Source organism: Dactylosporangium sp. CA-092794 (genome assembly GCF_050948465.1).
Lineage (GTDB): Bacteria > Actinomycetota > Actinomycetes > Mycobacteriales > Micromonosporaceae > Dactylosporangium.
Genome location: NZ_CP192044.1, coordinates 6,545,812 through 6,572,727 on the forward strand (window position 1 = coordinate 6,545,812; position 26,916 = coordinate 6,572,727).

The window sequence follows — 26,916 nt, forward strand, 5'->3', positions numbered from 1 at the left end:
GTATGCCGAGCATCAACGGTACCGATATCAAGAAGGTCGTCGTCGCGTGCGACGCGGGCATGGGCAGCAGCGTCATGCTGGCCAGCCAGCTCAAGCGGCAACTGGCCAAGAACTCGGTCACCGTGGAGCACACCCCGGTCAACTCCATCCCGGCCGACGCCGACGTCGTCCTGTGCCACGCGGGCCTCGCCGCCCGGGCCCGGGTCAGCGCGCCGGACAAGGTCATCGTCCCGTTCAAGGTCTTCATCGGTGACCCGGCGGTGACGAAGGTGGTGCAGGCCGTGCAGCGCGGCGGCGAGATCAGTGGGTGACCTGCTCGCCCGGGACGCGATCCGGCTCGATGAGCGGGCCGGATCGCGGGACGAGGCGATCCGCCGCTGCGGCGAGGTGCTGGTCGAGATCGGCGCGGTCGGTCCGGCGTACGTCGACGCGATGCTCGAGCGCGAGCAGAGCGTCTCCACCTACATCGGCGAGGGCGTGGCCATCCCGCACGGCACGCTGCACAGCAAGGAGACGATCCACCGCGACGCCCTGGCCGTGCTGCGCTTCCCCGACGGCGTCGACTGGGACGGCGCCGACGTGCGGGTCTGCGTCGCGATCGCGGCCGCCGGCGACGGCCACGTGGACATCCTCGCCCAGCTCGCCGAGATCCTGATGGAACCCGACCAGGCCGAGCGGCTCCGGGACGCTACCGATCCCGGCGAGGTTCTCGACCTGCTAGTGATGGAGTAGTCGTGAAAGTTGTGCGGTTCCACGCCCCCGGCGACGTGCGCATCGAGGAGGCGGCCGAGCCCACGCCCGGCCCCGCCGACGTCAAGATCCGGGTGCGGGCGTGCTCGACCTGCGGTACCGACGTGAAGATCTTCAATTTCGGCCATCACCACATCGTGCCGCCGCGGGTGATGGGTCACGAGATCGCGGGGGAGGTCGTCGAGGTCGGCTCGGACGTGTCCGGCTGGCAGCCCGGCGACCGGGTCCAGGTCATCGCCGCCATCCCGTGCGGGCGCTGTGCGGAGTGCCGGCGCGGCCGGATGACCGTGTGCCCGAACCAGGTCTCGATGGGCTACCACTTCGACGGCGGGTTCGCCGAGTACATGGTCGTGCCGCACAACGTCCTCGACGTCGACGGGCTCAACCGCATCCCCGACGGGCTGAGCTACGCCGAGGCGTCCGTCGCCGAGCCGCTGGCCTGCGTGCTCAACGGGCAGAACCTCGCCGCCGTCGGCGACGGCGACGACGTGGTCGTCATCGGCTCCGGCCCGATCGGCTGCCTGCACGTGCGGCTGGCCCGGGCCCGCGGCGCCGCCCGGGTGTTCCTGGCCGACCTCAACCGGGAGCGCCTCGACCTCGCCGCCGACCTGGTCCAGCCCGACGCCCGCATCCACGCCGGGGAGACCGACGTCGTCGACGCCGTGCTCAAGCTCACCGAGGGCCGCGGTGCCGACGTCGTCATCACCGCCGCCGCGGCCGGCGCGGCCCAGGAGCAGGCGGTGCAGATGGCCGCCCGGGAGGGCCGGATCAGCTTCTTCGGCGGCCTGCCGAAGGACAAGCCGATCATCGCGCTGGACTCCAACCTGGTGCACTACCGGGAGCTGACCATCGTCGGGGCCAACGGCTCCAGCCCGCAGCACAACAAGGAGGCGCTGCGGCTCATCGCCGACGGCGCCGTGCCGGTGAACGACCTCATCACCCACCGGCTGCCGCTGGACCGCGCGCTCGACGCCTTCGGCATCGTCGCCCGCGGCGAGGCGATCAAGGTCACCGTCGAGCCATAAGGAGGGCAAGCCGTGCCCGAACGTACCGTGGTCGTCGGCTCCGCCAGCGGCCTGCACGCCCGCCCCGCCGCGCTCTTCGTCGCCGCCGCGGCGAAGCTCGCGGTGCCGGTGACCATCCGCACCGAGACGTCGAAGAAGCCGGTGCCGGCCAAGAGCATGCTCGGCGTGCTGTCGCTGGGTGCCAAGCAGGGCACGCCGGTGACGCTCGAGGCCTCCGGCGACGGGGCCGAGGCGGCCCTGGCCGAGCTCGCGGACCTGCTCGCCCGCGACCTCGACGCGCCCGAGCCGGCCGCCGCGGACCTGGACGCCTCCGATGCCTGAGCTGCGCGGGATCGGCGTGAGCCCGGGCCGCGCGGCCGGCCCGGTGCTCCACCTCGCGCCGCCGCCCGCGCTGCCCGCCCCGCCCGCCGTGGCCGACGCCGCGGCGGAGCGGGACGCGGTCCGGCGGGCCGTCGCCCTCGTCGCCGAGGACCTGACCCGCCGGGCCGACGCCGCCGCCGACGGCACGGCCGCCGAGGTGCTGCGGGCACAGGTGCTCATGGCCACCGACGAGGCGCTCGTGGACGCCGCCGACGAGGCGATCGAGGCCGGCTCCGCCGCGCCGCACGCCCTGGCGGCGGCGCTCGCCGAGCACCGGGCGGCGTTCGAGGCGGCCGGCGGATACCTCGCCGAGCGGATCAGCGACCTCGACGACCTCCGCGACCGCCTGGTCGCGGCCTGTCTGGGCCTGCCGATGCCGGGCGTCCCCGCGCCCGGGCACCCGTTCATCCTCGCCGCCCGGGACCTGGCCCCCGCCGACACCGCCGGCCTGGACCCGTCGGTCGTGCTGGGTCTCGTGACGGCCGAGGGCGGACCGACGTCCCATACGGCGATCCTGGCCCGCACGCTGGGCATCCCAGCGGTGGTTCGCTGCCCGGAAATTTCTGACATATCGGATTTGACGGTCGTCGCCCTCGACGGGGGTTCCGGCGTTGTGTCGGCCGGCATCTCGGACGTGGACGCCGCAGCGGTGAACGCCGCCGCGGCGGCCCTGCGGAGCCGGCGGTCGGGTGACGAGGGTCCGGGACGGACCGCCGACGGGCACCCGGTCGCGCTGCTGGCCAACATCGGCTCCGCCCGCGACCTGATCACCGACGTGGAGGGGGTCGGGCTGTTCCGCACCGAGCTGCTGTACCTCGACCGGACCGAGGCGCCCGGCGAGCAGGAGCAGGTCGAGGCGTACACGGCGGTCTTCGCCGCCCTGCCCGGCCGCAAGGTCGTCGTGCGCACGCTCGACGCGGGCGCCGACAAGCCGCTGCCGTTCCTGCGCCTGGCCGACGAGCCCAACCCCGCCCTGGGCATCCGCGGCCTGCGCGTCGCCCGCCGCGCCCCGCAGGTCCTCGCCACCCAGCTCGCCGCCATCGCGACCGCGGCCGCCGCCACCGACGCCGACGTGTGGGTGATGGCCCCGATGGTCGCCACCGCCGCGGAGGCGGCCGAGTTCGCCGCCGCCTGCCGGGCCCACGGCCTGCCCACCGCCGGGGTGATGATCGAGGTGCCGGCGGCCGCGCTGCGCGCCGGCGTGATCCTGCGCGACGTGGACTTCCTGAGCATCGGCACCAACGACCTCAGCCAGTACACGTTCGCCGCCGACCGCATGTGCGGCGACCTCGCCGAGCTGCTCGACCCCTGGCAGCCCGGGCTGATCGCGCTGATCGCCGCCTGCGCCACCGCCGGCGCCGAGGCGGGCAAGCCGGTCGGCGTCTGCGGCGAGTCCGCGGCCGATCCCGATTTCGCCCTGGTACTGACCGGACTGGGCATCTCCAGCCTGTCCATGGCCCCGCGCAGCATCCCGGCGGTCCGCGAGGCCCTCGCCGCCCACACCCTCGACGAGTGCCGCCAGATCGCCAAGGCCGCCCTGGCCGCCGACACCCCCGAGGCGGCCCGGGCCGCCGTCCACCTCCGCCCCGTCGCCTGAGCGGGGCGGCAACCGGCCGCGCCCCGTGTGACTCTGAACGGTGTGCAGCCGCCCGCCGTGATCGACCTCGACCGCCCCGTCCCCGCGTCACCTCCGCGGCGGCGGGGCGGCCGGCGGCCGGCCGCCGGGCTGCTCCTCGCGGGCGTGCTGGTGCTCGCCGCCGGCGCGCAGCGGATGCCGGCGCCGGACCCGGTGGTGCGGCTGTCCGGCATCGGGGTCGGCGACATCCGGGTCGACGGCCGTGCCGTCTACCTGGTGCGCCGGCCCGATGTGGACCGGGCGTTCGTGGAGGCGTACCGGATGCCGGGCGGGACACCGCGATGGGTCCTGCCGGTCCCGGTCGCCGCGCACATCGCGGCCGTCGAGGGCGACCGGGTGGTGCTGGCCGTGTCCGAGCCGGGGCGCCCCTGGGCGTCGGCGCTGGTCGGTCGCGACGCCGGCACCGGGGCGCAGGTGTGGCGGCGGACCGGGCACGAGCCGTCGGCCTACGGCACGGCGGGCGCCTCCGGCGTGCTGGTCACCGACGTCTACCCGCCCGGCGGCGACCCCCGGGAGCAGCTGCGGCGGCCCGCCTCCCGGATGGCCGGCGTCGACATCCGCACCGGGGAGCTGCGGTGGTCGCTGGACACCCCGGCGGACACCATGCGGGACCTCGTGTTCACATCGGCCGGCCGCTTCGGGATCGCCGAGCTCGACCCCGGCGGCACCCTGCGGATTCGCGGCGCCGAGTCGGCCGAGGTGGTGCGGACGGTCCGGCTGGACCTCCCCGACCGGGTCGGCGGCTTCTTCATCTTCGGCGACCGGCTCCTCGCCTACCGCTCGGGGCTGGGCAGCTTCCTGGCCAGCGCCGTGTTCGACCTGGCCACCGGGCGGCGGCTGTGGCAGCGCACCGACGAGCCGGACGGCATCGCCCTGTGGTTCTGCGGCGGGCTGCTGTGCACCGGCACCGGGCTGGAGATCGCCGCGCTGGACCCGGACACCGGCCGCGAGCTGTGGCGCCTCGACGGCTGGACCGGCCTGAGCCGGCTCGACGACCGGCACATGCTGGCCACGCGGCGGTACGCGGACGTCAAGGACCCGTGGCTGAGCACGATGGTCGTCGACGCCGCGACGGGCCGGACGGTCCGCCGGTTCGACGGGTGGGACGTGCTGGACGTGGACCCCGCGCGCGGTGTGCTGGTGGCCGGCCGCGCCCCGGCGGGACCCTCGCTGATCGGGTGGCTCGACGGCGCCACCGGTGCCGTGCGGGTGATCGGCCGGGCGGCGGAGCACTGGTCGACGCCGCCGCTGTGCGTCGCCGGGCAGGTCTTCGTCGCCTGCCGCTCCGGGGACGTCCGGGTCTGGGCGCTGCCCCATTGAATCCGGCGCGCCGGTTCTCTATGGTGTGCCGTACCACCCCTGATCGACAACTTTCGATCGGCGGGTCGATGGAACGTTTCAATCCAGGTGGCGGCCTGGAGCTCGACCCCACTCTGGAGGGTTCATGCACCGACTCCTGACCGCCCTCGTCCTGCTCGCCGCCGCCGCCGTCGCGCTGGCCGCGCCGGGCCCGGCGCACGCCGCCTACCAGACCACCGTCACGAACTTCGACGCCGCCGGCCACCAGGTCGTCCGGCTCGACACCCGCGGCAACGCCGTGGACGCCCACGACGGGCACATCGCCGTCTTCGACGGCGTCCACTACCTCTACGGCACCGCCTACGACTGCGGCTACCGCTGGCAGCAGGCGGGCACGCCGTTCTGCGGCTTCAAGGTGTATACCTCCAGCGACCTGGTGCACTGGATCGACCGCGGCTACCTGTTCGACGCGACCACGGGCACGTGGCAGTCCCGCTGCAACGGCAACACCTACGGCTGCTTCCGCCCGCACGTCGTGCGCAACGCCTCGACCGGGCAGTACGTGCTGTGGATCAACGTGTACGACAACAGCGTCGGCTACCGCGTCTTCACCGCGAGCTCGCCGACCGGCCCGTTCACCGAGGCGCCGGTGCCGACCCTGGCCGTCAACAACACCGCGCCGGTGGGCGGGGTCAACAACGGCGACCACTCGGTCCTCGTCGACGACGACGGCACGGCCTACCTCGCCTACACCGACTGGCGCAGCTCCGGCGACATCGTCGTCGAGCGGCTCAACGGCACCTACCTGTCCGGCACCGGCAGCTATACCCGGCTGCACCAGTCCGCCACCGAGGCGCCGGCGCTGTTCAAGCGCAACGGGACGTACTACATCACCTACTCCGACCCGAACTGCGGCTACTGCGGCGGCACCGGCACCTCGTACCGGACCGCGACCAGCCCGCTGGGCACCTGGTCGGCGGCCACGAAGATCACCACGAACTCGTGCGGCGGGCAGCCCGCGTTCGTGTCGGCGATCCCGACCACCTCCGGCACGACGTACCTCTACGCCAGCGACCTGTGGAACAACGCCAACCCCAACGAGGCCCTGGCCAACTATTTCTGGGCCCCGCTGAGCTTCGGCACGGGCGGCGCCATCGGCTCGATCACCTGCTCGGCCACGTTCTCGCTCGACCTCAGCAGCGGCGGTGCCGGCGGCCAGCAGCCCTCGCCCGACACCGACCAGGCCGACGGCGCCGCCGGCTTCCAGTCGTGGTGCGACATCGGCCGGACCATCGCCCGCGTGCAGACCTTCGTCCCGGCCCGGTCCGGCACCCTCACCTCCGCGTCCTACGCCACCTACCAGAGCGGCAACCCGGACGCCGGCCTCGAGGTGGCCGTCTACCAGACCAACGCCGCGTTCCAGCCCACCGGCGCCGCCCTGTTCGACACGGTGCTGCCCACCTACTCGATCGGCTGGGCGCCGCGGGACGCCACCGTCTACCCGAACATCCCGGTCACCGCGGGCGCGCGCTACGGCATCGTGGTGAAGTCGGCCAACACCGCCGGCTGCTACGGCCTGCTCTACAGCGACGCCTCGCCGTACCCGGGCGGCGGCGAGGCCTACAGCAGCGACACCGGCGCGACGTTCCGCGCCGAGTCCGGCCGGTCGGCGAAGTTCACCACCACCGTCAGCGGCCGGGCCGCCCTGCCCGCCGGCCAGGTCCCGGCCGGGTTCACCCGCTGCGCCGGCGAGTTCGGCGTCTGCACCGTGCCCGTGCCCTCGGTCGTGGCCTACGGGGCGGGCACGCTCGTCTACCAGACCGTCCCCGCCGGGACCGTGCCCTGCACCACCGCCGCCTTCGGCACCGACCCGGCCTTCGGGACGGTGAAGTCGTGCTACGTGGCCGCGGCGGGCGGCCCGCCCGGCTACACCCGCTGCGCGGGCGAGAACGAGACGTGTCCGATCAGCGGCACCCGCACCGTGGCCTACGGGGCCAACGGCGCCTACGCCTACCGCTCCGTGACCGGGTCGACGCCCTGCTCCAACGCCGTTTTCGGCGACGCCTTCCACCTGGTCGTGAAGGCCTGCTACAGCGCGCCGTGACGGTCGGGTCCCCGACACCGGCGGCCAACCCTTGGGGCCGGTGTCGGGGATCGCCCCCAATGTCGCGCACCCCGCCGGCCGATTGACTGATGTCATCGCCCGGCCGCACCCCGCGGCCGGGATCGGCTGGTGAGGAGTAGCGAGATGTCATCGCAACGGAACTGGTCACGCTGGGCGCTGCGGGCCGGCGTGGCGGTCCTGGGCGCGGCCGCGGTCGTCGCCGTAGGCGTCATGTCGGCGACCGCGGGCAAGGAGGGGCCGCGCGGGACGCCCGCCGCGGCGGGGCCGACCGGCAAGGTGCCCGCGGGCTTCGCCTCGTGGACGGAGGTCATGGCCCTGCAGGACCGGCTCAACCGCGCGGGCGAGCGGGTGCTGGCCGCCGCGCACGGCGAGGGCGGCGAGGGCTTCGGCGCGATCGTCGCCGACCCGGAGCAGCGCAAGCTGCAGGTGTACTGGAAGGGCACCGTGCCGGCGCCCGTCGAGCACCTGTTCGGGCAGCTGCGGGCGGACGTGCCGGTCGAGGTGCGGCCGGCCCGCTACAGCGCCGCCGAGCTGCGCGGCGAGATGGACCGGCTGCTGGCCGACCCGGCCGCGCAGCCGCTGCGGATCAGCTCGGTCGCGCCGCTGGCCGACGCGAGCGGCCTGCACATCGGCGTCGAGCGGACGGCCACCGTGGCGGCCCAGGCCACGGCCGCTGCCGCCGTCCGGGTGCCGGTGCAGTGGGAGTACGAGGCCCGCACGGCGCTCGCCGCGGACCGGTGGCACGACACCGCGCCGTTCTGGGGCGGCTCGATGATCGAGAGCAACATCGGCACGTGCACCAGCGGGTTCGCCGTCTCCGTCGGCGGCCAGAAGCGGCTGCTCACCGCCGGTCACTGCGTGGACGGCCAGGACCTGATCGCCACCGGCTCGACGCAGTTCACCTTCGGCGAGCCGCGGCAGAACATCGGCTTCGTGCAGAGCAAGGACGCCCTCCGCGACGTCGCGACCTTCCAGGCCAACTCGGACGGGAAGATCTACACCGGGCCGAACACGGCGAACACGAGCTTCTTCGCGCACGTGGTCGGCACCCAGGAGAGCTTCAAGGGCAACTTCGTGTGCGTCAGCGGCGCGCTGTCGGGCGCGCAGTGCCCGGACGTGAAGGTCACCCTCGTGGACGAGTCGTTCACCACCACCACCGGCCAGAGGTTCGAGCACATGGTGCGGGCGGAGTCGCAGAGCCACAGCGCCGTCGGCGGCAACGGTGACAGCGGGGCACCGGTCTACGTGGTCACGACGGGCGCGTTCAACGTGCTCGCGATGGGCACGTTCAGCGCCACCCGCACGGGCCCGGCCTTCGACGTGCCGTGCCCGGGTGTGCCGGCCGGCTCCGGCCGCTCGTGCTCGTGGTCGATCGACTACGCGCCGATCAACGGGTCGCTGGCGGCGCTCGGGGCGTCGATCATCACCGGGTGAGCCGGTGGTCAACCGATCGGGCGGGGAGCCGGCACCGGCTCCCCGCCCTCCGGCCATCCGTTGACGATCTCCGCCATCGCGCGCCGGTCGGTGACCCGCAGCTTGCGGTACACGCTGCTGAGGTGCACCTCGACGGTCTTGGGCGTGACGAACAGCCGCTGCGCGATGGCCCGGTTGGAGTGGCCTAGCGCGGCCAGGCCGGCGACCTTGTACTCGCTCGGGGTGAGCACCCGCGGCCCGGACCGGTCCCGCCCGGCCGCCCGCGCCCCGGCCGCGCGCAGCTCGGCGCGGGCCGAGCGGGCCAGCACCGTGGCGCCGCACACCTGCGCCAGCTCGAGCGCCTCGGCCAGGTGGGTGCGGGCGTCGGCCCGCCGGCCCGCGCGGCGCAGCGCCGAGCCGAGGTCGCGCAGCGCGGTCGCGTGCTCCAGCCGGGCCGGCGACGGCGCCAGGATCGCGGCCGCCTCGGCCAGCCGGTCCAGGCCCTCCGGCCCGCCGGTGAGCAGGCCGAGCACCCGCAGCGCGTGCCCGGTGGCGCGGGGCGCGCCCCAGCGGCGGGCCCGGCGCAGGCTCTCCGCGGCCAGCTCGCGGGCCTCGGCGGAGCGGTCGAGCAGGTGCAGCGCGAGGGCCGCCCGGGTGCGCCACGGCACGAACGCCGGGTTGTCGAACCCGTGCCGGGCGAAGGACTCCCCGGCGGCCAGCGCCGACGCGGCGGCGTCGGCGTGGCGCTCCCGCGCGTGGTGCAGCGCCGCCCGCGCGTCGAGGTAGAGGTACCAGGGCCCGATCGGCGGCGCCGGGTCGGGCACGCCGATCCAGCGCATCGTCGCCGCGGCCTCGTCGAGGCGGCCCTGCTCGATCAGCGTCAGCATGAGGTACGGCCCGGCGAACGGCCGCCCGGCGCCGATCCCGGCGACCTCCGCCGCCCGGATGGCGCCGCGCAGGTCGGCCTCGGCCTCGGCCAGCTGGCCCCGCCAGTACCAGCCCATGCCGCGGAAGGTGAGCACGCCGGTGAGCGCGAACTGCGAGCCGGTGCGGTGCGCGGCGGCGACGGCGGCGTCGAGCAGGCCCATCGCGCCGGGCCGGTCGGCGGCCAGGAGTGTCGCCCAGCCGCCGTGCAGGGCCGCGTCGCCGAGGGCCTCGCGGACCAGCAGGCCGTCGCCGATGCCCCGCTCGGCCCGGGGCACGCCGCCCGGGTCGCCGGCCATGCCGTCGTGCATGGCGAGCACGCAGTCGAGCATCCGCCCGCCGGCGGACTCGTGCGGGGGCAGGTCGCGCAGGGCGGCCAGCTCTGCGGCGCGGGCCGGTGCGCCGTGGCGGGTGAAGTACATCGCCATGTTGACCCGGGTCGCGATCAGCCGGCGGCGCAGCTCCTCGTCGTGCGCGGGCACCCAGCCCTCGGCCCGGGCCAGCAGGGCGAGGGCCTCGTCGTTGCGGCCGGTGTACGACAGGGCGCGGCCGAGGGTGTAGGCGATGACGGCCCGCGGCCGCGGCTCGGCGGTGAGGTCGAGGGCCTCGCGCAGGTAGGCGACGCCGGCGCCGACGTCGACGAGGGTGGACGCGGTGCCGGCCCGGGTGAGCAGCTCCAGCCGCGCCTCCCGGCCGGCCGGCTCGGCGAGGCAGCGCTCGAGGTAGGCGACGGCCGCGTCGGGCGCGCCCCGGCCGAGCGCCCCGTCCGCCGCCCGGCGCAGGGTCCGGGCCGACTCCGGGTCGCCGTCGGCCGGGATGCGCAGCAGGTGCGCGGCGCCCCGCTCGGCGGGGGCGCCGCCGGCGGCGAGCAGCCGGGCCGCCCGCCGGTGCCAGTCGGCCTTGCCGGCGAGGCCCATGCCCTCGTACACGGCCGTGCGCACGAGCGGGTGGACGAACTCGTAGCGCCCGGACGCGCCGCCGCCGGGCAGCGGCGGCAGGGCGCCGCCCTGTTCGGGGCCGGCGCCGGCCCCGCCGCGGGCGGAGGCGCCGTCCGCGGGCAGCGGCCGCGGGATGTCGGCCCGTTCCAGGTCGGTGACGTCCCCGAAGCGGGCGGGGGTGCCGTCGGCGGGCAGCGGGCGCAGGATGTCGGCGCGTTCCAGGTCGGCGACGGCGGCCAGGGCGGCCGGCAGCCCCACGCCGGCCAGCTCGGCGGCGGTCGCGAGGGTCGCCTCGCCGCCCAGCGTCGCCACCGCCCGGGCGACCCGCACGCCGGCGTCGGGCAGCCCGTCGAGCCACAGCCGCACCCGGCGGCCGACCGCGTCGGTGCGCAGGCCGGCGATCCGTTCCGCGTTGCCGGCGGTGGCGGCGATGCCCCGCAGCTGCACGGTCTCGGCGAGCTCCCGCAGCAGCAGCGGGTTGCCGCCGGCCGCGGCGTGGCAGGCGGCGAGGAAGGCCGGGTGGGCGGTGCCCGGCAGCAGCGCCTGCAGCACCTCGGCCCCGGCCGGCGGGCTCAGCGGCGTGAGCGGCAGCACCCGGCACGCGTCGTCGGCGCTGATGAGGTCGAGCAGCTTGCGCGGGGCGTCCGGCTCGCCCGGGCGGGCCGACCCGGCCACGAGCAGCCGCAGGCCGTCCAGGCGCGGCAGCAGGTACGCCAGGAACCGCAGCGACGCCTCGTCGGCCCAGTGCAGGTCGTCGCAGAACAGCGCCAGCGGCCGGCCCTTGCACGCGTTGGCGACCAGCCAGTAGAGGCTGTGCAGGCTGGCGAAGTCCCCGGCCGCCGGCGCGCCGCCGACCGTGTCCAGCACCGCCGCGGCCGGCGCCGCCGCCCCGGCGAACAGCGCCGCCCGCCGGCGCGGATCCAGGGCGGACAGCGCCGGCTCGGCGAGCTGCCGCACGACGCCGAAGCCGAACTCCCGCTCCAGCTCCGCGCCGCGCGCGGACAGCACCGCGAAGCCGGCCCGGGCGGCGACCCGCCGCGCCTCGGCCAGCAGCCGCGTCTTGCCCAGCCCCGCCGCCCCGGCCACCAGCACGAACCGGCCGGACCCGGCGCCGGCCGCCGTCGCCGCCGCGGCGAGGGCCTCCAGCTGGTCGTGCCGCTCCAGCAGCGGGCGGTCCGGTGCGGCATTCGTGCTCATCGCTGTCAGCCTAAGACCCCTGTCTAGCAACTTCCGGTTGCGCAACGCACCGGGCCGGCGTAGGGTTTGGTGCAACCGAAGGTTGCAGGAGGGGTCATGGAGTTCGGGACCATTGAGCGCGAGGTCTTCATCGAGGCGTCGCCCGAGGTCGTCTTCGAGGTGGTGAGCAGCCCAGAGCACCTCAAGCAGTGGTGGCCGGACGACGCGCACTACGACATGACGCCCGGTGCGCCAGGGGAGATCGTGTTCGGCGACCGCGACGCCGGCGGGGCGGTGGTGTCGTTCACCGTCGTCGACGCGCGCCCGCCGACGATGTTCGCGTTCCGGTGGACGCACCCGGCCGGCGAGCCCGCGGCCGAGGGCAACTCGCTGCTGGTCACGTTCGACCTGGCCCCGTCGCGGGGCGGCACGCTGCTGAAAATGACCGAGACCGGCTTCCGCGAGATGGGCTGGGAGGTCGCGCTCCTGGAGCAGCAGTACCGCGACCACGTCACCGGCTGGGACTTCTACCTGCCGCGGATCGCGCCCTACGTGGTGCGGCTGGGGGCGCGGCCGTGAGCGCCGCGGTGGCCGAGCCGGTCGACGACGAGCTGTGGTCCGCGATCGGCGACCCGACCCGGCGGCGGATGCTCGACCTGCTGCTCGCCGACGGCGGCGGCACGGCGACCACGCTGAGCCGGCAGGTGCCGGTCACCCGGCAGGCGGTCGCCAAGCACCTCGCCGTGCTCGACCGGGCCGGGCTGGTCCGGTCGGTGCCGGCCGGGCGCGAGCGGCGCTACCGGGTGGACGACGCCCAGCTCGCCAGGGCGGTGGCCCAGCTGTCCGCGGTCGGCGCGGCCTGGGACGCCCGGCTGCGGCGGATCAAGCGGATCGCGGAGGCGATGCAGCGCAGTACCGAACCATCAGGAGGATGACGGTGGAGTTCATGTACCACTGCAGCACCAAGTGGGCCTCCTACCTCATGAGCCTCAAGTCCCTGGTCGAGACCGGCGCGGGCGCCCCGTCCCCGCGTGACGTGCAGCTCAGCGACCGGCACTGAGCAGGGCCGCGACGACGCCGCCGACCATGGCGAAGGCGACGACCCAGGCGACGAACAGCGCCGGGTGGTGCCAGCGCGGCACGGGCGCCGGGCCGGCGGCGCCGGCCCGGCGCAGGGCCTCGGCGGCCTCGGCGGCGGCCGGGCGCCGGGCCGGGTCGGTCTGCAGCAGCGCCAGCAGCAGCGGGGTGAGCGGGCCGGCCAGCACCGGCGGGTCGGGCGGGTCCGACCGCACGGCGGCGAGCTGCTCGGCGGCGGTGGGGCGGAAGAACGGCGGGCGGCCCTCCACGCTGAAGTACAGCGTCGCGCCGAACGACCACAGGTCGCCCGGCGCGCTCGACTCGCCGTCGCGCAGCCGCTCGGGCGCCACATAGGCCGGCGACGCCACCAGCGGGCCGGCCTCCGGCGCGGCGTCGAGCAGGGCCACCCCGAAGTCGCCGAGCAGGATCCGCCCGTCGCCGGCGACCAGCACGTTGTGCGGCTTCACGTCGCGGTGCAGCACGCCCGCGGCGTGGGCCGCGCTCAGCCCGGCCAGCACCGCCTGGCCCACCCGGGCCGCCTCGGCCGGGGCGAGGGGCCCGTCCTCGCGGACCACCGTCTCCAGGTCGCGGCAGGCGACGTACTCCATGACGATCCAGGCCCGGCCCTCGCCGAGCAGCACGTCGTAGACGCGCACCACGTTCGGGTGGGCCAGCCGGGCCGCCGCCCGGGCCTCCTGCACGCTACGCGTCCACAGCGCCGCGGTGATGCCGGGCACGGGCAGGATCTCCTTGACCGCCACCCGGCGATCGAGGAGGTCGTCGTGGGCGAGCCACACCCGGCTCATGCCGCCGGTGCCGATGATCTTCTCCAGGTGGTACCGCTTCATGTGAAGGCTTCGTGGCCGGCGCCCCGGGCGGATTGCCCGGCGGCGTCCGGCGGTACCGAAGCCAGGGAAACCACGGCGGCCGGGGGCAGGTCGACGGCGATCAGCGTGCCGCCGCCCGGGTTGCCGGCCGCCACGATCGTGCCGCCGTGGCGGGCCACCACCCGCTGGCAGATCGCCAGGCCCAGCCCGGTGCCGGCGTAGCCGCGGTCGGCGTGCGCCCGGTGGAACGAGGTGAACACGCGGGAGCGCTGGTCGGCCGGGATGCCGATGCCGCGGTCGGCGACCACGATGCGGACCCCGCCGGCCCGGGCCTCGGCGCCGATGCGCACCTCGGCGGTGTGTTCGGGGGCGGTGTACTTCAGCGCGTTGCCGATGAGGTTGTCGAACAGCTGCCGGAACATCCCCGGGTCGGCCCGCACCACCGGCAGCGGCCCCCGCTCGATCGCGGCGGCGGCGGCCTCGCCGCGCTCCGCGGCCACATCCTCGACCAGCCGGTCCAGGTCGACCGGGGCCAGGTGCAGCGGCGCGTCCCGGGCGGTGGCGTAGGCGAGCAGGTCATCGATGAGCCGCCGCATCCGCTCGACGCCGCCGCGCACCCGCGCGACGAGCCGGGCCGGCTCGGGCGCGACGGCCGCGTCCCAGGTGTCGGCGAGCAGCTCGGCGTAGCCGGCGATGGTGGCCAGCGGCGCCTTGAGGTCGTGCGCGGCGATGCCGGCGAACGCGGCCAGCTCCGCCTCCCGCTCGCGCAGCGCGGTCACGTCGTAGCCGGTGGCGACCGCGCCGGCGATCGCACCGTCGGCGCCGCGCAGAGGCCGCGCGTCGACCAGCAGGTGCCGGTCGGCGCCGCCGGGCGTGCGCAGCAGCATCTCGTGCTTGTCGACGGTCTCGCCGCGCAGCGCCCGGGCGAGCGGGTGCGGCCCGTCGGCGGCGTCGCGGACCGCGTCGAGCTCCGCGATGGTGCGCGGGTCGCCGCCGCCCGGCCGCCGGCCCCGGGCGGGCCGGTTGAGGTGCACGATGTCGCCGCGGGCGTCGCAGGTGAGCACCGCGACGTCGACGGCGTCGAGGACCTGGGCGAGGTACTCGCTCTGCGCCCGCAGCCGCAGCCGGGCCTGCCCGGCCGCCTCGAGCCGGGCGTTGATCGCGGCGGCGAGCGCGCGGACCTCCGGCGGCCCGGTCACCGCCGCCCGGGCCGTGTCGTCGCCGCGGCCGAGCCGCTCGAAGACGCTCTGCAGGTTGCGCAGCGGGTCGACGAGGTGCCGGCGGGCGTTGCGGCCCAGCCGCAGCGCGATCCCGGCCGAGGCGAGCGCGATGAGCGCGAGGGCGGCCTCCAGGGCGAGCCCGGCGGCGCGGAACCGGCCGGCGTCGGCCCGGCGGCGGGCCTCGACGGCGGCGTCGACGGCCCGGTTGGCCGCCCGGAACCGGTCGAACAGGTCCCGGCCGGCGTCGTCGCCGGCACCGGGGGCGCCGGGCGGGACGGACGCGGCCGGGATCGCGAAGCGGACGAGCCAGCGCTGGGCGGCCTCGTCCTGGCGCTGCAGGGCGGCCCGCACGGCCGGGTCGTCGTAGCGGCGGGCGTCGCGCAGGGCGAGCGGGTAGTCGCCGGCGCCGCGCCGGTAGGGCTCCAGCCGGGCCGGGTCGCCCGTGCCGCGGTAGTCGCGCACGCCGGTGTCGGCGTCGGTGAGGTCGGCCAGGATCCGGTGGTTGGCGGCGGCCGCGGCGGCGTTGCCGGCCAGTGCCCGGTCGAGCCCGTCCAGCAGGAACCGGCCGGCGAGCAGGCGGGCGACGCCGAGCGACAGCAGCACCACGACCAGCCAGGCGAACTGCCGGCGCAGGGTCACCGCGATTGGCTTCGGCACGCATCACCCCCCGGGCGACACTTACCGTAACTCGATCACTGCGCAGGGCGATCCTTTTTGGGGAGTTTCGAGACGACCCAGCGGTACGACTCGTCCAGCGCCTCGAGGATCTCCTCGTCGGGGATGGCCCCGCCCAGCCGCAGGGTGTTCCACCCGCTGCGGCCGATGTAGGCCATCGCGGTCGCCTCGCCGGGGTAGCGGTGCAGCCACTCGTCGGCCGCCTCCCGGGTCGGCGCGCACTTGAGCCCGACCGCGTCCGCCCCGACGAACGCGAAGATCTTCGGCCCGACCTTCGCCACGACGTCGCCCTCCCACGGCTCGTCCCGCCAGGCGCCGGGCTTGGCCAGACAGTGCGTGAGCAGCTCATCCCTGGTCATGACCGCCGACGCTACCGCAGCCGGGCCGGCGCCGGGCGGGGCCGGGCACCCCCGCGCGGGGGGTGCCCGGGTGGTGCCGTCAGGAGCCGATCAGCAGGCCGTAGTCGGCCATCGCCATGGCGATGTCGGACTGCGCCCAGAACCGGTGGAACGTGAAGGTCGGGGCCGGGCCGGTGCCGTTGAGGTACGCCTGCACGGCCGGCCAGCTCGGGTCGCTCTTGTAGAAGGACCGGATGTCCAGGAACGACTTGCCGGGGGCGATCACGTCGCCGTTGGGCATGACGCCGCTGTAGCCGGACGGGATGTAGAGGCCCTGCTGGTTGCTCGACGACCACACGTCGTCGAACCGGTTGTAGTCGGTGCGGGTCTCCGGGATGCCCACGCCCTGCGCGTCGGCGTGCAGCCAGATGCCGTCGAGCAGCTTCTTGGCCGTGGTCTTGGCCGGCGCGTTGTTCGCCTTGGCGCCGTAGTAGGTGAGCAGCCGCGCGTAGGCGGCGGCGACACCCACGTCGGTGCCGGTGCTGACCACCGAGACGTGCAGGTTGGTGTTGGCGGCCGGGCTGGCAGGGTTCCAGGTGGCCGGGGCGCCGGTCCAGGACAGCGTGTCGGGGATCTTGAAGTCGCCGGTCGAGGTGAACGACGTGTTCGCGATCGCCCAGCTCACCCACTTGTCCAGCAGCGCCTTGGCCTTGACGTCGCCGGTCGCGTAGTAGTACTCCGCGACCCGCTCCACGGACCAGGCCTGGAAGCCGAACCACTGGTTGGACGGCGGGTCGTGGTACACCGGCTGCACGTCGTAGAACATGCCGTAGAACGTCGGCGTGCCGGCCGGGGGAGCGGAGTAGTTGCCGCCCCAGCTGTTCGTCGCGCCGCCGGCGAAGGCGCCCTCGGACGACTGCAGCCACTGGTAGAACTCCAGCTGCCGGCCGAGGCTGGTCTGCCAGTCGGCCTTGGCGGTCGGCGACCTCGGGGTCAGCGCCGCCACGTTCGACAGCGCGTAGGCGGCCAGGGGGTTCTGGTAGCCCTGGTGGTTGTGGCTGGAGCCGATCCGCCAGGACCACTGCCCGCCCAGGTCGCCGCCCCAGGCGTAGTACCACGACAGCAGGTAGGCCGAGGAGTCCTTGCCGGTGCCGGCCGGGCAGGCGGTGGAGGTGCAGCCGGGCTTCTTGAAGTACTTGTCGTACATCGCGTAGCGCAGGTAGTCACCCATCTTCGCGGCCTTGGCGACGGTCGCCGCCACGTCCGCCTGCTTGTTCTGCGCGGTCGCCCACTGCAGCGCCCAGTAGGCCGCCTCGACCGCGCGGGCGTCGGCGTCGGGGGCGTCGGTGTAGCGCCACTGCTTGGCCGGGGTGCCGTCGATGAACAACGGCAGGTAGCCCCCGTTGGCCTTGGCGCCGTAGGCGAACGTCTCGCAGGACGGGTGGGCGACGGTCTCCCACACCGACTCCTGCGGGCCGCGCTGGTAGGTGTTGATGTAGCTCACCTTGGAGCCGGGCTGCGGGGTGCAGGAGCTGTAGCCGTAGACGTTGTCCACGTCCTCCAGCCAGTGCATGCCGTAGACGTCGGTGTTGCCGTAGGTGGAGACCAGCTCGCTGTAGATCGGGTCGGCGCCCACCTTCACCGAGGAGTCCAGGTGCCCGCCCTGCTGCGGGTACAGGCTCGGCTCGGCCGCCTCGGGCGCGTAGTCGGCCGGGTCGGACGCGTTGTAGTTGTTGGTGGTCTGGTTGGCGTGGATGGGGATGATGTACTTCTCCATCGTGTCCCACGCCTTGTTGAACGGGGCCCAGTCCTGCTTGACCCGGCCGTACTGCGCCTCCAGCCAGAGCCAGAAGCTGAACGCCTCCGACGTCGTCTCGTGGCCCCAGTCGGGCGCCTCGACGACGAGGGTCTCGATGGCGTGGTAGGGCACGCCCTCGCCGGAGAAGTACCCGCTGCTGTGGATCTTGTTGTACTGCTCCAGGAACCGCTGCACGTAGACGCCGCCGGCCACGTCGTCGTCGCTCTCGTTGGCGGTGACGGACGCCGACGCCCAGCCGGTGGCGGTCAGGCCGATCGTCGCGGTGCCGTTGGTGCTGTCCGCGTCCTGGGCGGCGGCGACGGTGACCGTCTGGGCGGTGTTCCAGTTGGCGGTGGTGAACGTCAGCGCCGCCGGGGTGGCGGTGATGTCGGTGTCGCCGGTCCGCGCGACGGCCACGGTCACGTTGCCCGTGGGCGCCTGGTTGAGCTTGACCGACAGCGGCGTGGAGCCGCCCTCGGGCACGGTCAGCACGCTCGGGGTGGCCACGATCTGCGGCCCGGTGACCGGGTCGACGAAGACCGGCACGGCGGTGGAGGTGCCCACCGCGCCCCGGCTGTCGTAGGCCTTGGCCTGCAGGCTGTAGGCCGCGGTCTGGGCCGGCACGCCGGCCCAGTCGTAGGTGAACGGCGCGGTGGTGTCCGTGCCGAGCAGCAGCCCGTCGTGGTAGAACTCGACCTTGGCGATGGTGTCGCCGGTGTCGGGGTCGGTCGCGCTCGCCGCCATGGAGATCGTGGCCGGGGCGGTGTAGCGCGTGTTCGCCGCCGGGGCGGTCAGCGTCACGGCGGGTGACTGGTTCGGCCCGGTGCAGGCGACGCCGTTGAGGGCGAAGTCCGTCGGGTCGGCGTTGGTACCGCTGTACGCCGCGTTGAAGCCCGGGTTCACGGTCCCGTTCGCCGGCAGGCTGCCGTTCCACGGGGCGTTGCGGATCGTCACCGCGTTGCCGGTCTGGGTGTAGTCGCCGTTCCAGCTCTGCTGCAGCTGCTGGTTCCCGGCGAAGTGCCAGGTGACGTTCCAGGTGCTCAGCGCGTCGCCGAGGTTCTTGACGACCAGGTCGCCGGTGAAGCCGGTCGGCCACTGGCTGCGCACGGTGTAGGTCACCTGGCAGCCGGCGGCGGCGTGGGCGGTGCCGGCCGGCAGGGCGGCCAGGCCGCCGGCGACGAGCACGCCGACGGCCAACGCGCGGAGCCGGCGACCCGGCCCGCGTCTGGGATTGGACATGACGCTCCTTTGAAAGTTTCGTACCGGTGGGCGGGCATCGGACAGCGCAATGGCGGTGTTCCGTCAGGCCATTGCTGGCAGTGCCCCCAGCGGCTCCCAGACGCGAGGTGGCGACGATTCTGGCATGGGAGCGCTCCCGCGACAAGGGCGCTACGGTCACGACACCCATCGATCCCCCGGAGGTGATGCCGAACCACCCCGATTCGCGGCTCCCACGCGAAGCCGGGCGCGGCGGGCGTGCGGCTGCAGCGCCGCCGGCCGCGCCCGGCCCCGATCCGATACCACCCGGTGACGGGTTAGTTCCGCCGGTTTCGGGTTAGTTCAGCCTCATCCGACCGGAAGGGGGTCGTCATGGTCCGACCCATCACAGACCTGGAAGGGCATCCGGACATCGTCGAGTTGCGCCAGCGCTACGACCAGGTGTCCGAGACGCCGGTAGCGCGCATCACCGACGGGGCCCTCGTGCTCGCCGGGATCTACCTGGCAATCTCCCCGTGGGTGGTGAGCTTCCCACCCTTCGAGGCCAACCTGTCCGCGAACAACTTCATCTGCGGCGTCGCCGTGGCGCTGCTGGCCGCCGGGTTCGCCGTCGCCTACGGCCGTACCCACGGCCTGGCCTGGGTGCCCGCGGTCATCGGCGTGTGGACGATCGTCGCGCCATGGGTCATCCAGCGCGGGTACGCCACCGGCGGCGCGATCGCCAGCAACGTCGTGATCGGCGCGATCATCCTGGTGCTGGCGCTGGCCGCGATGCGGCCCGGCATGCTGGCCGGCAAGAAGAACGCGAGGAGGACCACCGGCCAGTACACCGGCGGCGGCGACCGCGAGCGTGGTCTCGGCGACCGTGACCGTGACCGCGACCGCGAGCGTGGTCTGGGCGACCGCGACCGTGAACGCGGCTTCGGCGACCGCGAGCGGGGGTTCGGCGACCGTGACCGGGACCGCGGCTACGGCGAGCGAGGCGGCGGGATCGGCGAGTCGACCACCGGGCCCCGGTGAGCGCAGACCGGCTGGGCCCTCCCGGGCTCAGCCGGTCTCGCCGTCGATGCGCTGGCGCAGCAGGTCGGCGTGGCCGTTGTGCCGGGCGTACTCCTGGATGAGGTGCAGGTACACCGCGCGCAGCGACATCGGCCCGCGCAGGACGTCGTCGAACGCGTCGTCCAGCGCGACCTCCGCGACCGCCTCGCGGGAGGAGCGCCACTGCGCCAGCAGCCGCTCGTAGTCCCGCTCCGCCTGGCCCGGGTCCACCTCGTCGAACGCCGCGTCCTTCGCGTCCGGGCGGCGGTAGTAGTACTGGACCTCGCGGCCGTGGAAGCGGGCGTGGAACCACTCCAGCTCCACGTCGGTGAGGTGCCGCACCAGCCCCAGCAGCGACAGCGTCGAGGGCGGCACCGCCGCCTCGGCCAGCTCCGCGCCGGTCAGCCCGGTGCACTTGCCCACCAGCACGGCGCGCTGCCAGTCCAGGAACCCGGCCAGCAGCGTCCGCTCGCCGGCGACGAGCGAGCCGCCGAACGGCGGCGGCGGGGGAGCGATCCAGGTCATGCGGGCGATCTTTCCACGCTCGCCGGTCCGCTGCGCGACGGCGGCCCGGACGTGGCAACGTATGCGCCATGGCGAACCATCCCCGCGCAGGGCAGCCGGCGCAGCGCTCCGATCTCGTCGACGTGCCGCACCTGATCACCAGCTACTACGCCGTGCACCCCGACCCGGCCGACCCGGCCCAGCAGGTCGCCTTCGGCACGTCCGGTCACCGCGGCTCGAGCCTGCGCGGCTCGTTCAACGAGGACCACATCGTCGCCACCAGCCAGGCCATCGCCGACTACCGGGCGGCGCAGGGGTACACCGGCCCGCTCTTCCTCGGCCGGGACACCCACGCCCTGTCGGAGCCGGCCACGGTCAGCGCGCTGGAGGTGTTCGCCGCCAACGACGTCACCGTGCTCGTCGACAGCCGGGACGGCTACACCCCCACCCCGGCCCTGTCGCACGCGATCCTCACCAACCGCCACCGCGGCGCCGACGGGGTCGTCGTCACCCCCTCGCACAACCCGCCCGAGGACGGCGGGTTCAAGTACAACCCGCCCAACGGCGGCCCGGCCGACACCGACGTGACGAAGTGGATCCAGGACCGGGCGAACGAGTTGCTGCGCTCCGGGCTGAAGGAGGTGCGCCGGGTGCCCTACGCGCGCGCCCTGGCCGCGCCCGGCACCCAGCGGTACGACTTCCTCGCCGGCTACGCCGACGACCTCGGCTCCGCCATCGACCTCCCGGCGATCGCCGCCGCCGGGGTGCGCATCGGCGCCGACCCGCTGGGCGGGGCGAGCGTGGCCTACTGGGCGTACGTCGCCGAGCGCTACGGGCTGGACCTGACGGTGGTCAACCCGGTCGTCGACCCCGCCTTCGGGTTCATGACCCTGGACTGGGACGGCAAGATCCGCATGGACTGCTCGTCGCCGAACGCGATGGCCTCGCTCATCGGCCGCCGCGCCGACTACACGGTCGCCACCGGCAACGACGCGGACTCCGACCGGCACGGGATCGTCACCCCCGACGCCGGGCTGCTCAACCCCAACCACTTCCTCGCCGTGGCCATCGACTACCTCTACCGCAACCGCGACGGCTGGCCGGCCGCCGCCGCGATCGGCAAGACCCTGGTCTCCTCGTCGATGATCGACCGGGTCGCCGCGGACCTGGGCCGCACCCTGGTCGAGGTGCCGGTCGGGTTCAAATGGTTCGTCCCCGGCCTGCTCGACGGGTCGGTCGCCTTCGGCGGCGAGGAGAGCGCCGGCGCGTCGTTCCTGCGCCGCGACGGCTCGGTGTGGACCACCGACAAGGACGGCATCCTGCTGTGCCTGCTCGCCTCCGAGATCATCGCCCGGACCGGGCGGACGCCGAGCGAGCACTACCGCGACCTGGTCGCCCGGCACGGCGAGCCCGCCTACGCCCGCCTCGACGTCGCCGCCACCCGCGAGCAGAAGGCGGTGCTGGGCAAGCTCGCACCGGAGCAGGTGAGCGCGACCGAGCTGGCCGGGGAGCCGATCACCGCGAAGCTGACCGCGGCCCCGGGCAACGGGGCCGCGATCGGCGGGCTCAAGGTCGTCACCGCGTCGGGCTGGTTCGCCGCCCGGCCCTCGGGCACCGAGGACGTCTACAAGGTCTACGCGGAGTCGTTCCAGGGCCCCGAACACCTCGCCCGCATCCAGCAGGAGGCGCAGGCGGTGGTGTCCGAGGCCCTGGGGGGCTGAGCGCGACGGTGCCGGTCAGGCCACCGCCCGGTCCTGGGCGGCGGCCGGCCGGGTGCCGGTGCCGTGCGTGCTGGGCCGCTTGAAGGCCCGCTGCAGCTGCACCACGATCGACCAGGTGACCTCGGCGACCGGCCGGGCGCCGTTGACCTGGATGAGCAGCTCCCGCTGGGCGTAGTAGTCCAGCAGCGGGCGGGTCTTCTCCTCGTAGACCTTGATCCGGTGGCGGATCACGTCCTCGGTGTCGTCGGCGCCGCGCGCCCGGGCCAGCAGCCGGCGCAGCAGCTCCTCCTCCGGCACCTCGAGATGGATGGCGATCTGGACGCCGACGCCGAGGCTGCCGGCGGTCTGGTATGCCGCCTCGGCCTGCTCGACCGTGCGCGGGAAGCCGTCGAGCACGTAACCGCCGGTCTCGCTGGCGGCCAGCACCGGCTTGCGCAGCATGTCCATGATGATCGCGTCGGGCACCAGCTCGCCCTTGTTCACCAGGTCCTCGACCGTCTTGCCGATCGTGGTGCCCTCGGCGATGTGCCGGCGCAGGAGGTCACCGCTGGCGATGTGGGTGATCCCGAACTGCTTGGCGATCTGTTCGGCCTGGGTGCCCTTCCCGGAACCCGGTGCCCCCACCATGAGAAGTCGTTTGGCCCGCGGTGCCGCCGACTGCATCGTCATCTGCACACCCCTTCGTATGCCCGCCCATCGGCCCGCCGCCGATGGTCCAGCATCCCATCTCGATGTCGGGTGCGCGCTGTGGGGCAGCTGTGAGTTTCGGCATTCCCGGCTGGGTGTTTCGTACCCCACCAGCCGGGAATGTCCGAACGTCGCGGCGCGTTGAAACCTTACCGGGTCCCCAGCAGGTCGACCACGAACACGAGCGTCTCGCCGGGCTTGATGGCCCCGCCGGCGCCGCGGTCGCCGTAGCCCAGGTGCGGCGGGATGACGAGCTTGCGGCGGCCGCCGACCTTCATCCCGGCCACGCCCTGGTCCCAGCCGGCGATGACCTGACCCCGGCCGAGGCCGAAGTCGAACGTGCCGCCCCGGTTCCACGAGGCGTCGAACTCGCGGCCGGTGGACAGCGCCACGCCCACGTAGTGGACGCTGACCTGCTGGCCGGGGCGGGCCTCCGGGCCGTCGCCGACAGTGATGTCCTCGATGACCAGGTCGGCCGGCGCCGGGCCGGCGGGCAGGGTCACTTCGGGTTTGCTCAACGCCATGCGCTTGACTCCTTCGTTACGAAACGTCGCCTCCATCCTGCCTCATCGCGTCGTACCGTCGGCGCATGCGTCCCGTCCGGACCGCGCTGCGGCTGGTGACGGCCGGCGCCGGGCTGCAGGCCGGGCAGGCCGCCGTCGCCGGCTGGCTGCTGCTGCGCTACCCAGGTCTCGTGGACCGCCTCGGCCCATGGACGCGCGACGAGGCCCTGCTCATCAACACGGTGTACCTCCACCTCACCGGCGCGTTCGTGCTCGCCGCGGGCCTGTCGGTGCTGCTCGCGGGCGCGGCCCTGGCGGTGCCCCGGCGCACGCCGTACACCCGCGCCCTGGTCGGCACGGCGCTGCTGCTGGTCGCCGTGGCGCTCATGATCGGCGTCGTCTACAGCCCCGACTCGGTGCTGCTGAGCGACGGCGAGCTCCAGCAGCGGCACCTGCAGCCGCTGCTGCCGCTGTGGTTCACCGTCGCGCAGGCCGTCGCCTTCATCGGCGTGATCGCCTGCTCGGCCCTTGCCATGGTCCGGCTGAGCCGGGCCGAGGCCGACGAGTATTACCACCTCGGCGGCCCCCGGCCGGCCTGGAAGGGGTTCACCTCGTGGCTCGATGTCGAGATCCGCGGGGCCGGCTCCGACCAGGGTGCATGACGAACCGTTCACCGTGGCTGGGCCTGGCCGTGCTGGCCCTGCCCGCCCTGCTGGTCTCCATCGACGTCTTCGTGCTGCTCCTGGCGCTGCCGCGGATCGGCGCCGACCTGCACGCGAGCAGCACCGAACAGCTGTGGATCCTCGACGTCTACGGCTTCCTGCTCTCCGGGTCCATGATCACGATGGGTACGCTCGGCGACCGCATCGGCCGGCGCCGCATGCTGCTGATCGGCGCGGCCGCGTTCGGCGCCGCGTCGGTCGCCGCCGCCTACAGCGGCGGACCGGTCATGCTCATCGCCGCCCGGGCCGTGCTCGGCATCGCCGGCGCCACCCTCGCCCCGTCCGCCCTCGCCCTGATCAGCGGCCTGTTCCCGGACCCGCGCCGGCGGGGCCTGGCGATCGGGGTGTGGATGGTGTGCTTCATGAGCGGGGCGATCATCGGCCCCGTCGTCGGCGGGCTGCTGCTGCAGCACTTCTGGTGGGGTTCGGCGTTCCTGCTCGGGGTACCACCGATGATCCTGCTCCTGGTGCTCGGCCCGATCCTGCTGCCCGAGCAGCGCCACCCCGGCGCCGGCCGGTTCGACCTGCCCAGCGTGGGGCTGTCCCTGGCGGCGATCCTGCCCGCGGTCTACGGCGTGAAGGAGCTCGCCCGCGACGGGTGGCGGCCGGTCCCGCTGCTCGCGCTCGCCGCGGGCCTGGCGTTCGGCGCCGTGTTCGTGCGCCGCCAGCGCACCCTCGCCGACCCGCTGCTCGACCTGCGCCTGTTCGGCGACCGCGGGCTGAGCGCGGCCCTCGCCGCGATGTCCGTCGGCACCATGATGACCGGCGCGATGATGGTCTTCGTCACCCAGCACCTGCAGCTCGTCGACGGCCTGTCGCCGCGCGCCGCCGGCCTGTGGATCCTGCCCGCCGCCGTGGCCAGCGCGCTGAGCTTCCAGGTCGCGCCGCTGCTGGCCCGGCGGGTACGCCCCGGCCGGCTCATCGCCGGGGGCCTGCTGGTGAGCGCGCTCGGCGCCCTCTGCGTCCCGTTCGTCCCGGCCGGCGCCGGCCCGCTGCCGCTGGTCGCCGCGTTCGTGGTCAGCAACCTCGGCATGGGCCCCACGGTCACCCTGGCCACCGGGATCGTGCTCGGCGCCGCCCCGCCCGAGCGGGCCGGCGCCGCCGGGGCGCTCAACGAGGTCAGCGGCGAGTTCGGCTACGCCCTCGGCATCGCGCTGCTGGGCAGCCTCGGCACCGCCGTGTACCGGGCGGTGGTGGACCTGCCGCCCGGGCTGCCCGCCGCCGCGTCCGGGGCCCGCGACACGGTGACCGCCGCGGCGGACGCGGCCGCGGTGCTGCCGCCCGCGACCGCGGAGGCGGTGCTGCACGCCGCCCGGGCCGCGGCCACCACCGGGCTGCACGTCGTCGCCGTGGTCTGCGCGGCCGCGCTGGCCGCCCTCGCCGTGGCGGCCGGGCGGCTGCTGCGCCACCTGCCCCCGCTCGGCGGCGAGGCCTCGCTTGGCGGCGAGCCCTCGCTTGGCGGTGAGGCCCCGGCGGCGGACGAGGACGGCGGGCGAAACACCACCGCCGCGAAAGCGCGCTAGGTTCAAACGGTGACAGTGACGCCAGACCAGCCCTTGGACCTTCCCCGCACGGTGGGCGAGCTCCGCGCGAGCGGGCACCGGTTCCGCACCGTGAAGCAGGAGCTGCGCGAGAACCTGCTCGCCCGGCTGCGCTCCGGCGAGCCCCGCTTCCCCGGCATCGTCGGCTACGACGACACCGTGCTGCCCGAGCTGGAGCGGGCCATCCTGGCCGGGCACGACCTGGTCCTGCTCGGCGAGCGCGGGCAGGGCAAGACCCGGGTCATCCGCGGCCTGGTCTCCCTGCTCGACGAGTGGACCCCGGTCATCGCCGGCTCGGAGCTCAACGAGCACCCGTTCGAGCCGATCACCCCGGCCTCCCGGCGGCTGGCCGCCGAGGCCGGCGACGCTCTGCCCGTCGACTGGCTGCACCGGTCGCTGCGCTACGGCGAGAAGCTCGCCACCCCCGACACCAGCGTCGGCGACCTCATCGGCGACGTCGACCCGATCCGGGTCGCGCAGGGCCGCACCCTCGGCGACCCGGAGACCATCCACTTCGGACTCGTGCCGCGCACCAACCGCGGCATCTTCGCCGTCAACGAGCTGCCCGACCTCGCCGAGCGGATCCAGGTGTCGCTGCTCAACGTGCTGGAGGAGCGCGACATCCAGGTCCGCGGCTACCAGCTGCGGCTGCCGCTGGACGTCCTGCTGGTGGCCAGCGCCAACCCGGAGGACTACACCAACCGGGGCCGGATCATCACGCCGCTCAAGGACCGCTTCGGCGCCGAGATCCGCACGCACTACCCGCTCGACCTCGAGCTGGAGATGGATCTGGTCCGCCAGGAGGCCCAGCTCGTCGCCCAGGTCCCCGACCACGTCGTGGAGGTCCTGGCCCGGTTCACCCGGGGGGTTCGCGAGTCGCCGTCGGTGGACGCCCGCTCCGGCGTGTCGGCCCGCTTCGCCATCGCCGCCGCCGAGACCGTCGCCGCGTCCGCGCTGCGCCGGGCCGGGCTGCTCGGCGAGGAGACGCCGGTGGCCCGCATCGGCGACACCGTCTCGGTGACCAGCACGCTGCGCGGCAAGGTCGAGTTCGACAGCGGCGAGGAGGGCCGCGAGATCGAGATCCTCGCCCACCTGCTGCGCACCGCCACCGCCGACACGTTCCGCAGCCGGCTCGCCGGCCTGGACCTGTCCGGCTTCACCGACCTCGTCGCCGAGGGCCAGGTCATCGAGACCGGCGAGCTGGCCGGCGCCGACGAGATCCTGGGCCAGGTCGGCACGGTGCCCGGCCTGGCCAAGGTCCTCGACCGCCTCGGCCTCGGCGACGCGCCCGGCCGGGGCGAGGCCGCGGCCGGCGTCGAGTTCGCGCTCGAGGGCCTGCACCTGACCCGCCGGCTGTCGAAGGACCTCACCGACGACGGCCGCACCGTCTACGGAGGCTGA

At 74.6% G+C, this 26,916-nt stretch carries 23 protein-coding genes and 1 pseudogene; 16 read left to right on the forward strand and 8 right to left on the reverse strand.

What is annotated here, in order from left to right:
* Positions 1-2 precede the first annotated feature (2 nt).
* From ACQPXD_RS27715 to ACQPXD_RS27750, 8 genes are all read left to right on the forward strand, one after another.
* Positions 3-311, forward strand: a complete 309-nt coding sequence (locus ACQPXD_RS27715; RefSeq protein ID WP_432824236.1) for a PTS lactose transporter subunit IIB — start codon at positions 3-5, stop codon at positions 309-311.
* Positions 304-732 (forward strand): PTS sugar transporter subunit IIA, encoded by a 429-nt coding sequence (locus ACQPXD_RS27720; protein ID WP_432824237.1) that lies wholly within the window; start codon positions 304-306, stop codon positions 730-732. The genes ACQPXD_RS27715 and ACQPXD_RS27720 overlap by 8 nt, the downstream gene beginning before the upstream one ends.
* A gap of 2 nt (positions 733-734) precedes the next feature.
* Positions 735-1,775, forward strand: coding sequence for a zinc-dependent dehydrogenase (locus tag ACQPXD_RS27725; protein WP_432824238.1), 1,041 nt, complete (start codon positions 735-737; stop codon positions 1,773-1,775).
* A gap of 12 nt (positions 1,776-1,787) precedes the next feature.
* Positions 1,788-2,096: an HPr family phosphocarrier protein gene (locus tag ACQPXD_RS27730; RefSeq protein WP_432824239.1), complete on the forward strand. Its 309-nt coding sequence runs from the start codon at positions 1,788-1,790 to the stop codon at positions 2,094-2,096.
* Positions 2,089-3,732, forward strand: coding sequence for a phosphoenolpyruvate--protein phosphotransferase (gene ptsP / locus ACQPXD_RS27735; protein ID WP_432824240.1), 1,644 nt, complete (start codon positions 2,089-2,091; stop codon positions 3,730-3,732). Before ACQPXD_RS27730 ends, ptsP begins: the two co-directional genes overlap by 8 nt.
* Before the next feature lie 42 nt (positions 3,733-3,774).
* Entirely contained in the window at positions 3,775-5,091 is a 1,317-nt protein-coding gene (locus ACQPXD_RS27740) for a PQQ-binding-like beta-propeller repeat protein (RefSeq protein WP_432824241.1), read from the forward strand.
* Positions 5,092-5,215: 124 nt separating this feature from the next.
* Positions 5,216-7,174, forward strand: coding sequence for a family 43 glycosylhydrolase (locus tag ACQPXD_RS27745; protein WP_432824242.1), 1,959 nt, complete (start codon positions 5,216-5,218; stop codon positions 7,172-7,174).
* Between the two features lie 144 nt (positions 7,175-7,318).
* Entirely contained in the window at positions 7,319-8,629 is a 1,311-nt protein-coding gene (locus tag ACQPXD_RS27750) for a hypothetical protein (protein WP_432824243.1), read from the forward strand.
* 8 nt (positions 8,630-8,637) lie between these two features.
* Here ACQPXD_RS27750 and ACQPXD_RS27755 read toward each other — a convergent pair whose 3' ends face one another.
* Positions 8,638-11,667: an AAA family ATPase gene (locus ACQPXD_RS27755; protein WP_432824244.1), complete on the reverse strand. Its 3,030-nt coding sequence runs from the start codon at positions 11,665-11,667 to the stop codon at positions 8,638-8,640.
* A gap of 96 nt (positions 11,668-11,763) precedes the next feature.
* Between ACQPXD_RS27755 and ACQPXD_RS27760 the strand changes: the two genes are divergently transcribed.
* The 3 genes and pseudogenes from ACQPXD_RS27760 to ACQPXD_RS27770 all read left to right on the forward strand — a co-directional run.
* Complete coding sequence (locus ACQPXD_RS27760) at positions 11,764-12,225, forward strand: SRPBCC family protein (protein WP_432824245.1); 462 nt, start codon at positions 11,764-11,766, stop codon at positions 12,223-12,225.
* A gap of 68 nt (positions 12,226-12,293) precedes the next feature.
* Positions 12,294-12,581: an ArsR/SmtB family transcription factor gene (locus ACQPXD_RS27765; RefSeq protein ID WP_432843976.1), complete on the forward strand. Its 288-nt coding sequence runs from the start codon at positions 12,294-12,296 to the stop codon at positions 12,579-12,581.
* Positions 12,582-12,583: 2 nt separating this feature from the next.
* A pseudogene (locus tag ACQPXD_RS27770) lies at positions 12,584-12,706 on the forward strand (SRPBCC domain-containing protein); the annotation flags it as partial.
* On the opposite strand, the gene ACQPXD_RS27775 reads toward ACQPXD_RS27770, so the two are convergent.
* The 4 genes from ACQPXD_RS27775 to ACQPXD_RS27790 form a co-directional block, all read right to left on the reverse strand.
* The gene (locus ACQPXD_RS27775; protein WP_432824246.1) at positions 12,690-13,571 is read right to left on the reverse strand and encodes a serine/threonine-protein kinase; all 882 of its coding nucleotides are present in this window, start codon (positions 13,569-13,571) and stop codon (positions 12,690-12,692) included. The pseudogene ACQPXD_RS27770 and the gene ACQPXD_RS27775 overlap by 17 nt on opposite strands.
* A complete protein-coding gene (locus ACQPXD_RS27780) occupies positions 13,568-15,427 on the reverse strand; it encodes an ATP-binding protein (RefSeq protein ID WP_432824247.1) in 1,860 nt (619 codons plus the stop codon). Before ACQPXD_RS27780 ends, ACQPXD_RS27775 begins: the two co-directional genes overlap by 4 nt.
* Before the next feature lie 35 nt (positions 15,428-15,462).
* Positions 15,463-15,804 carry an MmcQ/YjbR family DNA-binding protein gene (locus tag ACQPXD_RS27785; RefSeq protein WP_432824248.1) on the reverse strand — a complete coding sequence of 114 codons (342 nt, stop codon included), beginning with the start codon at positions 15,802-15,804 and terminating at the stop codon, positions 15,463-15,465.
* Positions 15,805-15,883: 79 nt separating this feature from the next.
* A complete protein-coding gene (locus tag ACQPXD_RS27790) occupies positions 15,884-18,820 on the reverse strand; it encodes a glycoside hydrolase family 48 protein (RefSeq protein WP_432824249.1) in 2,937 nt (978 codons plus the stop codon).
* A 351-nt stretch (positions 18,821-19,171) separates the two neighbouring features.
* On the opposite strand from ACQPXD_RS27790, the gene ACQPXD_RS27795 reads away from it, so the two are divergent.
* A complete protein-coding gene (locus tag ACQPXD_RS27795; RefSeq protein ID WP_432824250.1) occupies positions 19,172-19,819 on the forward strand; it encodes an SPW repeat protein in 648 nt (215 codons plus the stop codon).
* Between the two features lie 27 nt (positions 19,820-19,846).
* On the opposite strand, the gene ACQPXD_RS27800 is transcribed toward ACQPXD_RS27795, so the two are convergent.
* A complete protein-coding gene (locus ACQPXD_RS27800; RefSeq protein WP_432824251.1) occupies positions 19,847-20,362 on the reverse strand; it encodes a DinB family protein in 516 nt (171 codons plus the stop codon).
* Between the two features lie 68 nt (positions 20,363-20,430).
* Between ACQPXD_RS27800 and pgm the strand changes: the two genes are divergently transcribed.
* Positions 20,431-22,062, forward strand: a complete 1,632-nt coding sequence (gene pgm / locus ACQPXD_RS27805; protein WP_432824252.1) for a phosphoglucomutase (alpha-D-glucose-1,6-bisphosphate-dependent) — start codon at positions 20,431-20,433, stop codon at positions 22,060-22,062.
* A gap of 15 nt (positions 22,063-22,077) precedes the next feature.
* Here pgm and ACQPXD_RS27810 read toward each other — a convergent pair whose 3' ends face one another.
* Together ACQPXD_RS27810 and ACQPXD_RS27815 are read right to left on the reverse strand one after the other, a co-directional pair.
* A complete protein-coding gene (locus ACQPXD_RS27810) occupies positions 22,078-22,731 on the reverse strand; it encodes an adenylate kinase (protein WP_432824253.1) in 654 nt (217 codons plus the stop codon).
* Positions 22,732-22,898: 167 nt separating this feature from the next.
* Entirely contained in the window at positions 22,899-23,273 is a 375-nt protein-coding gene (locus ACQPXD_RS27815) for an FKBP-type peptidyl-prolyl cis-trans isomerase (protein ID WP_432824254.1), read from the reverse strand.
* A gap of 65 nt (positions 23,274-23,338) precedes the next feature.
* Between ACQPXD_RS27815 and ACQPXD_RS27820 the strand changes: the two genes are divergently transcribed.
* The 3 genes from ACQPXD_RS27820 to ACQPXD_RS27830 are packed head-to-tail and all read left to right on the forward strand — an operon-like array spanning position 23,339 to position 26,916.
* Positions 23,339-23,914 (forward strand): hypothetical protein, encoded by a 576-nt coding sequence (locus ACQPXD_RS27820; protein ID WP_432824255.1) that lies wholly within the window; start codon positions 23,339-23,341, stop codon positions 23,912-23,914.
* Positions 23,911-25,497, forward strand: a complete 1,587-nt coding sequence (locus ACQPXD_RS27825) for an MFS transporter (protein WP_432824256.1) — start codon at positions 23,911-23,913, stop codon at positions 25,495-25,497. The genes ACQPXD_RS27820 and ACQPXD_RS27825 overlap by 4 nt, the downstream gene beginning before the upstream one ends.
* 9 nt (positions 25,498-25,506) lie before the next feature.
* Positions 25,507-26,916 (forward strand): sigma 54-interacting transcriptional regulator, encoded by a 1,410-nt coding sequence (locus tag ACQPXD_RS27830; protein ID WP_432824257.1) that lies wholly within the window; start codon positions 25,507-25,509, stop codon positions 26,914-26,916.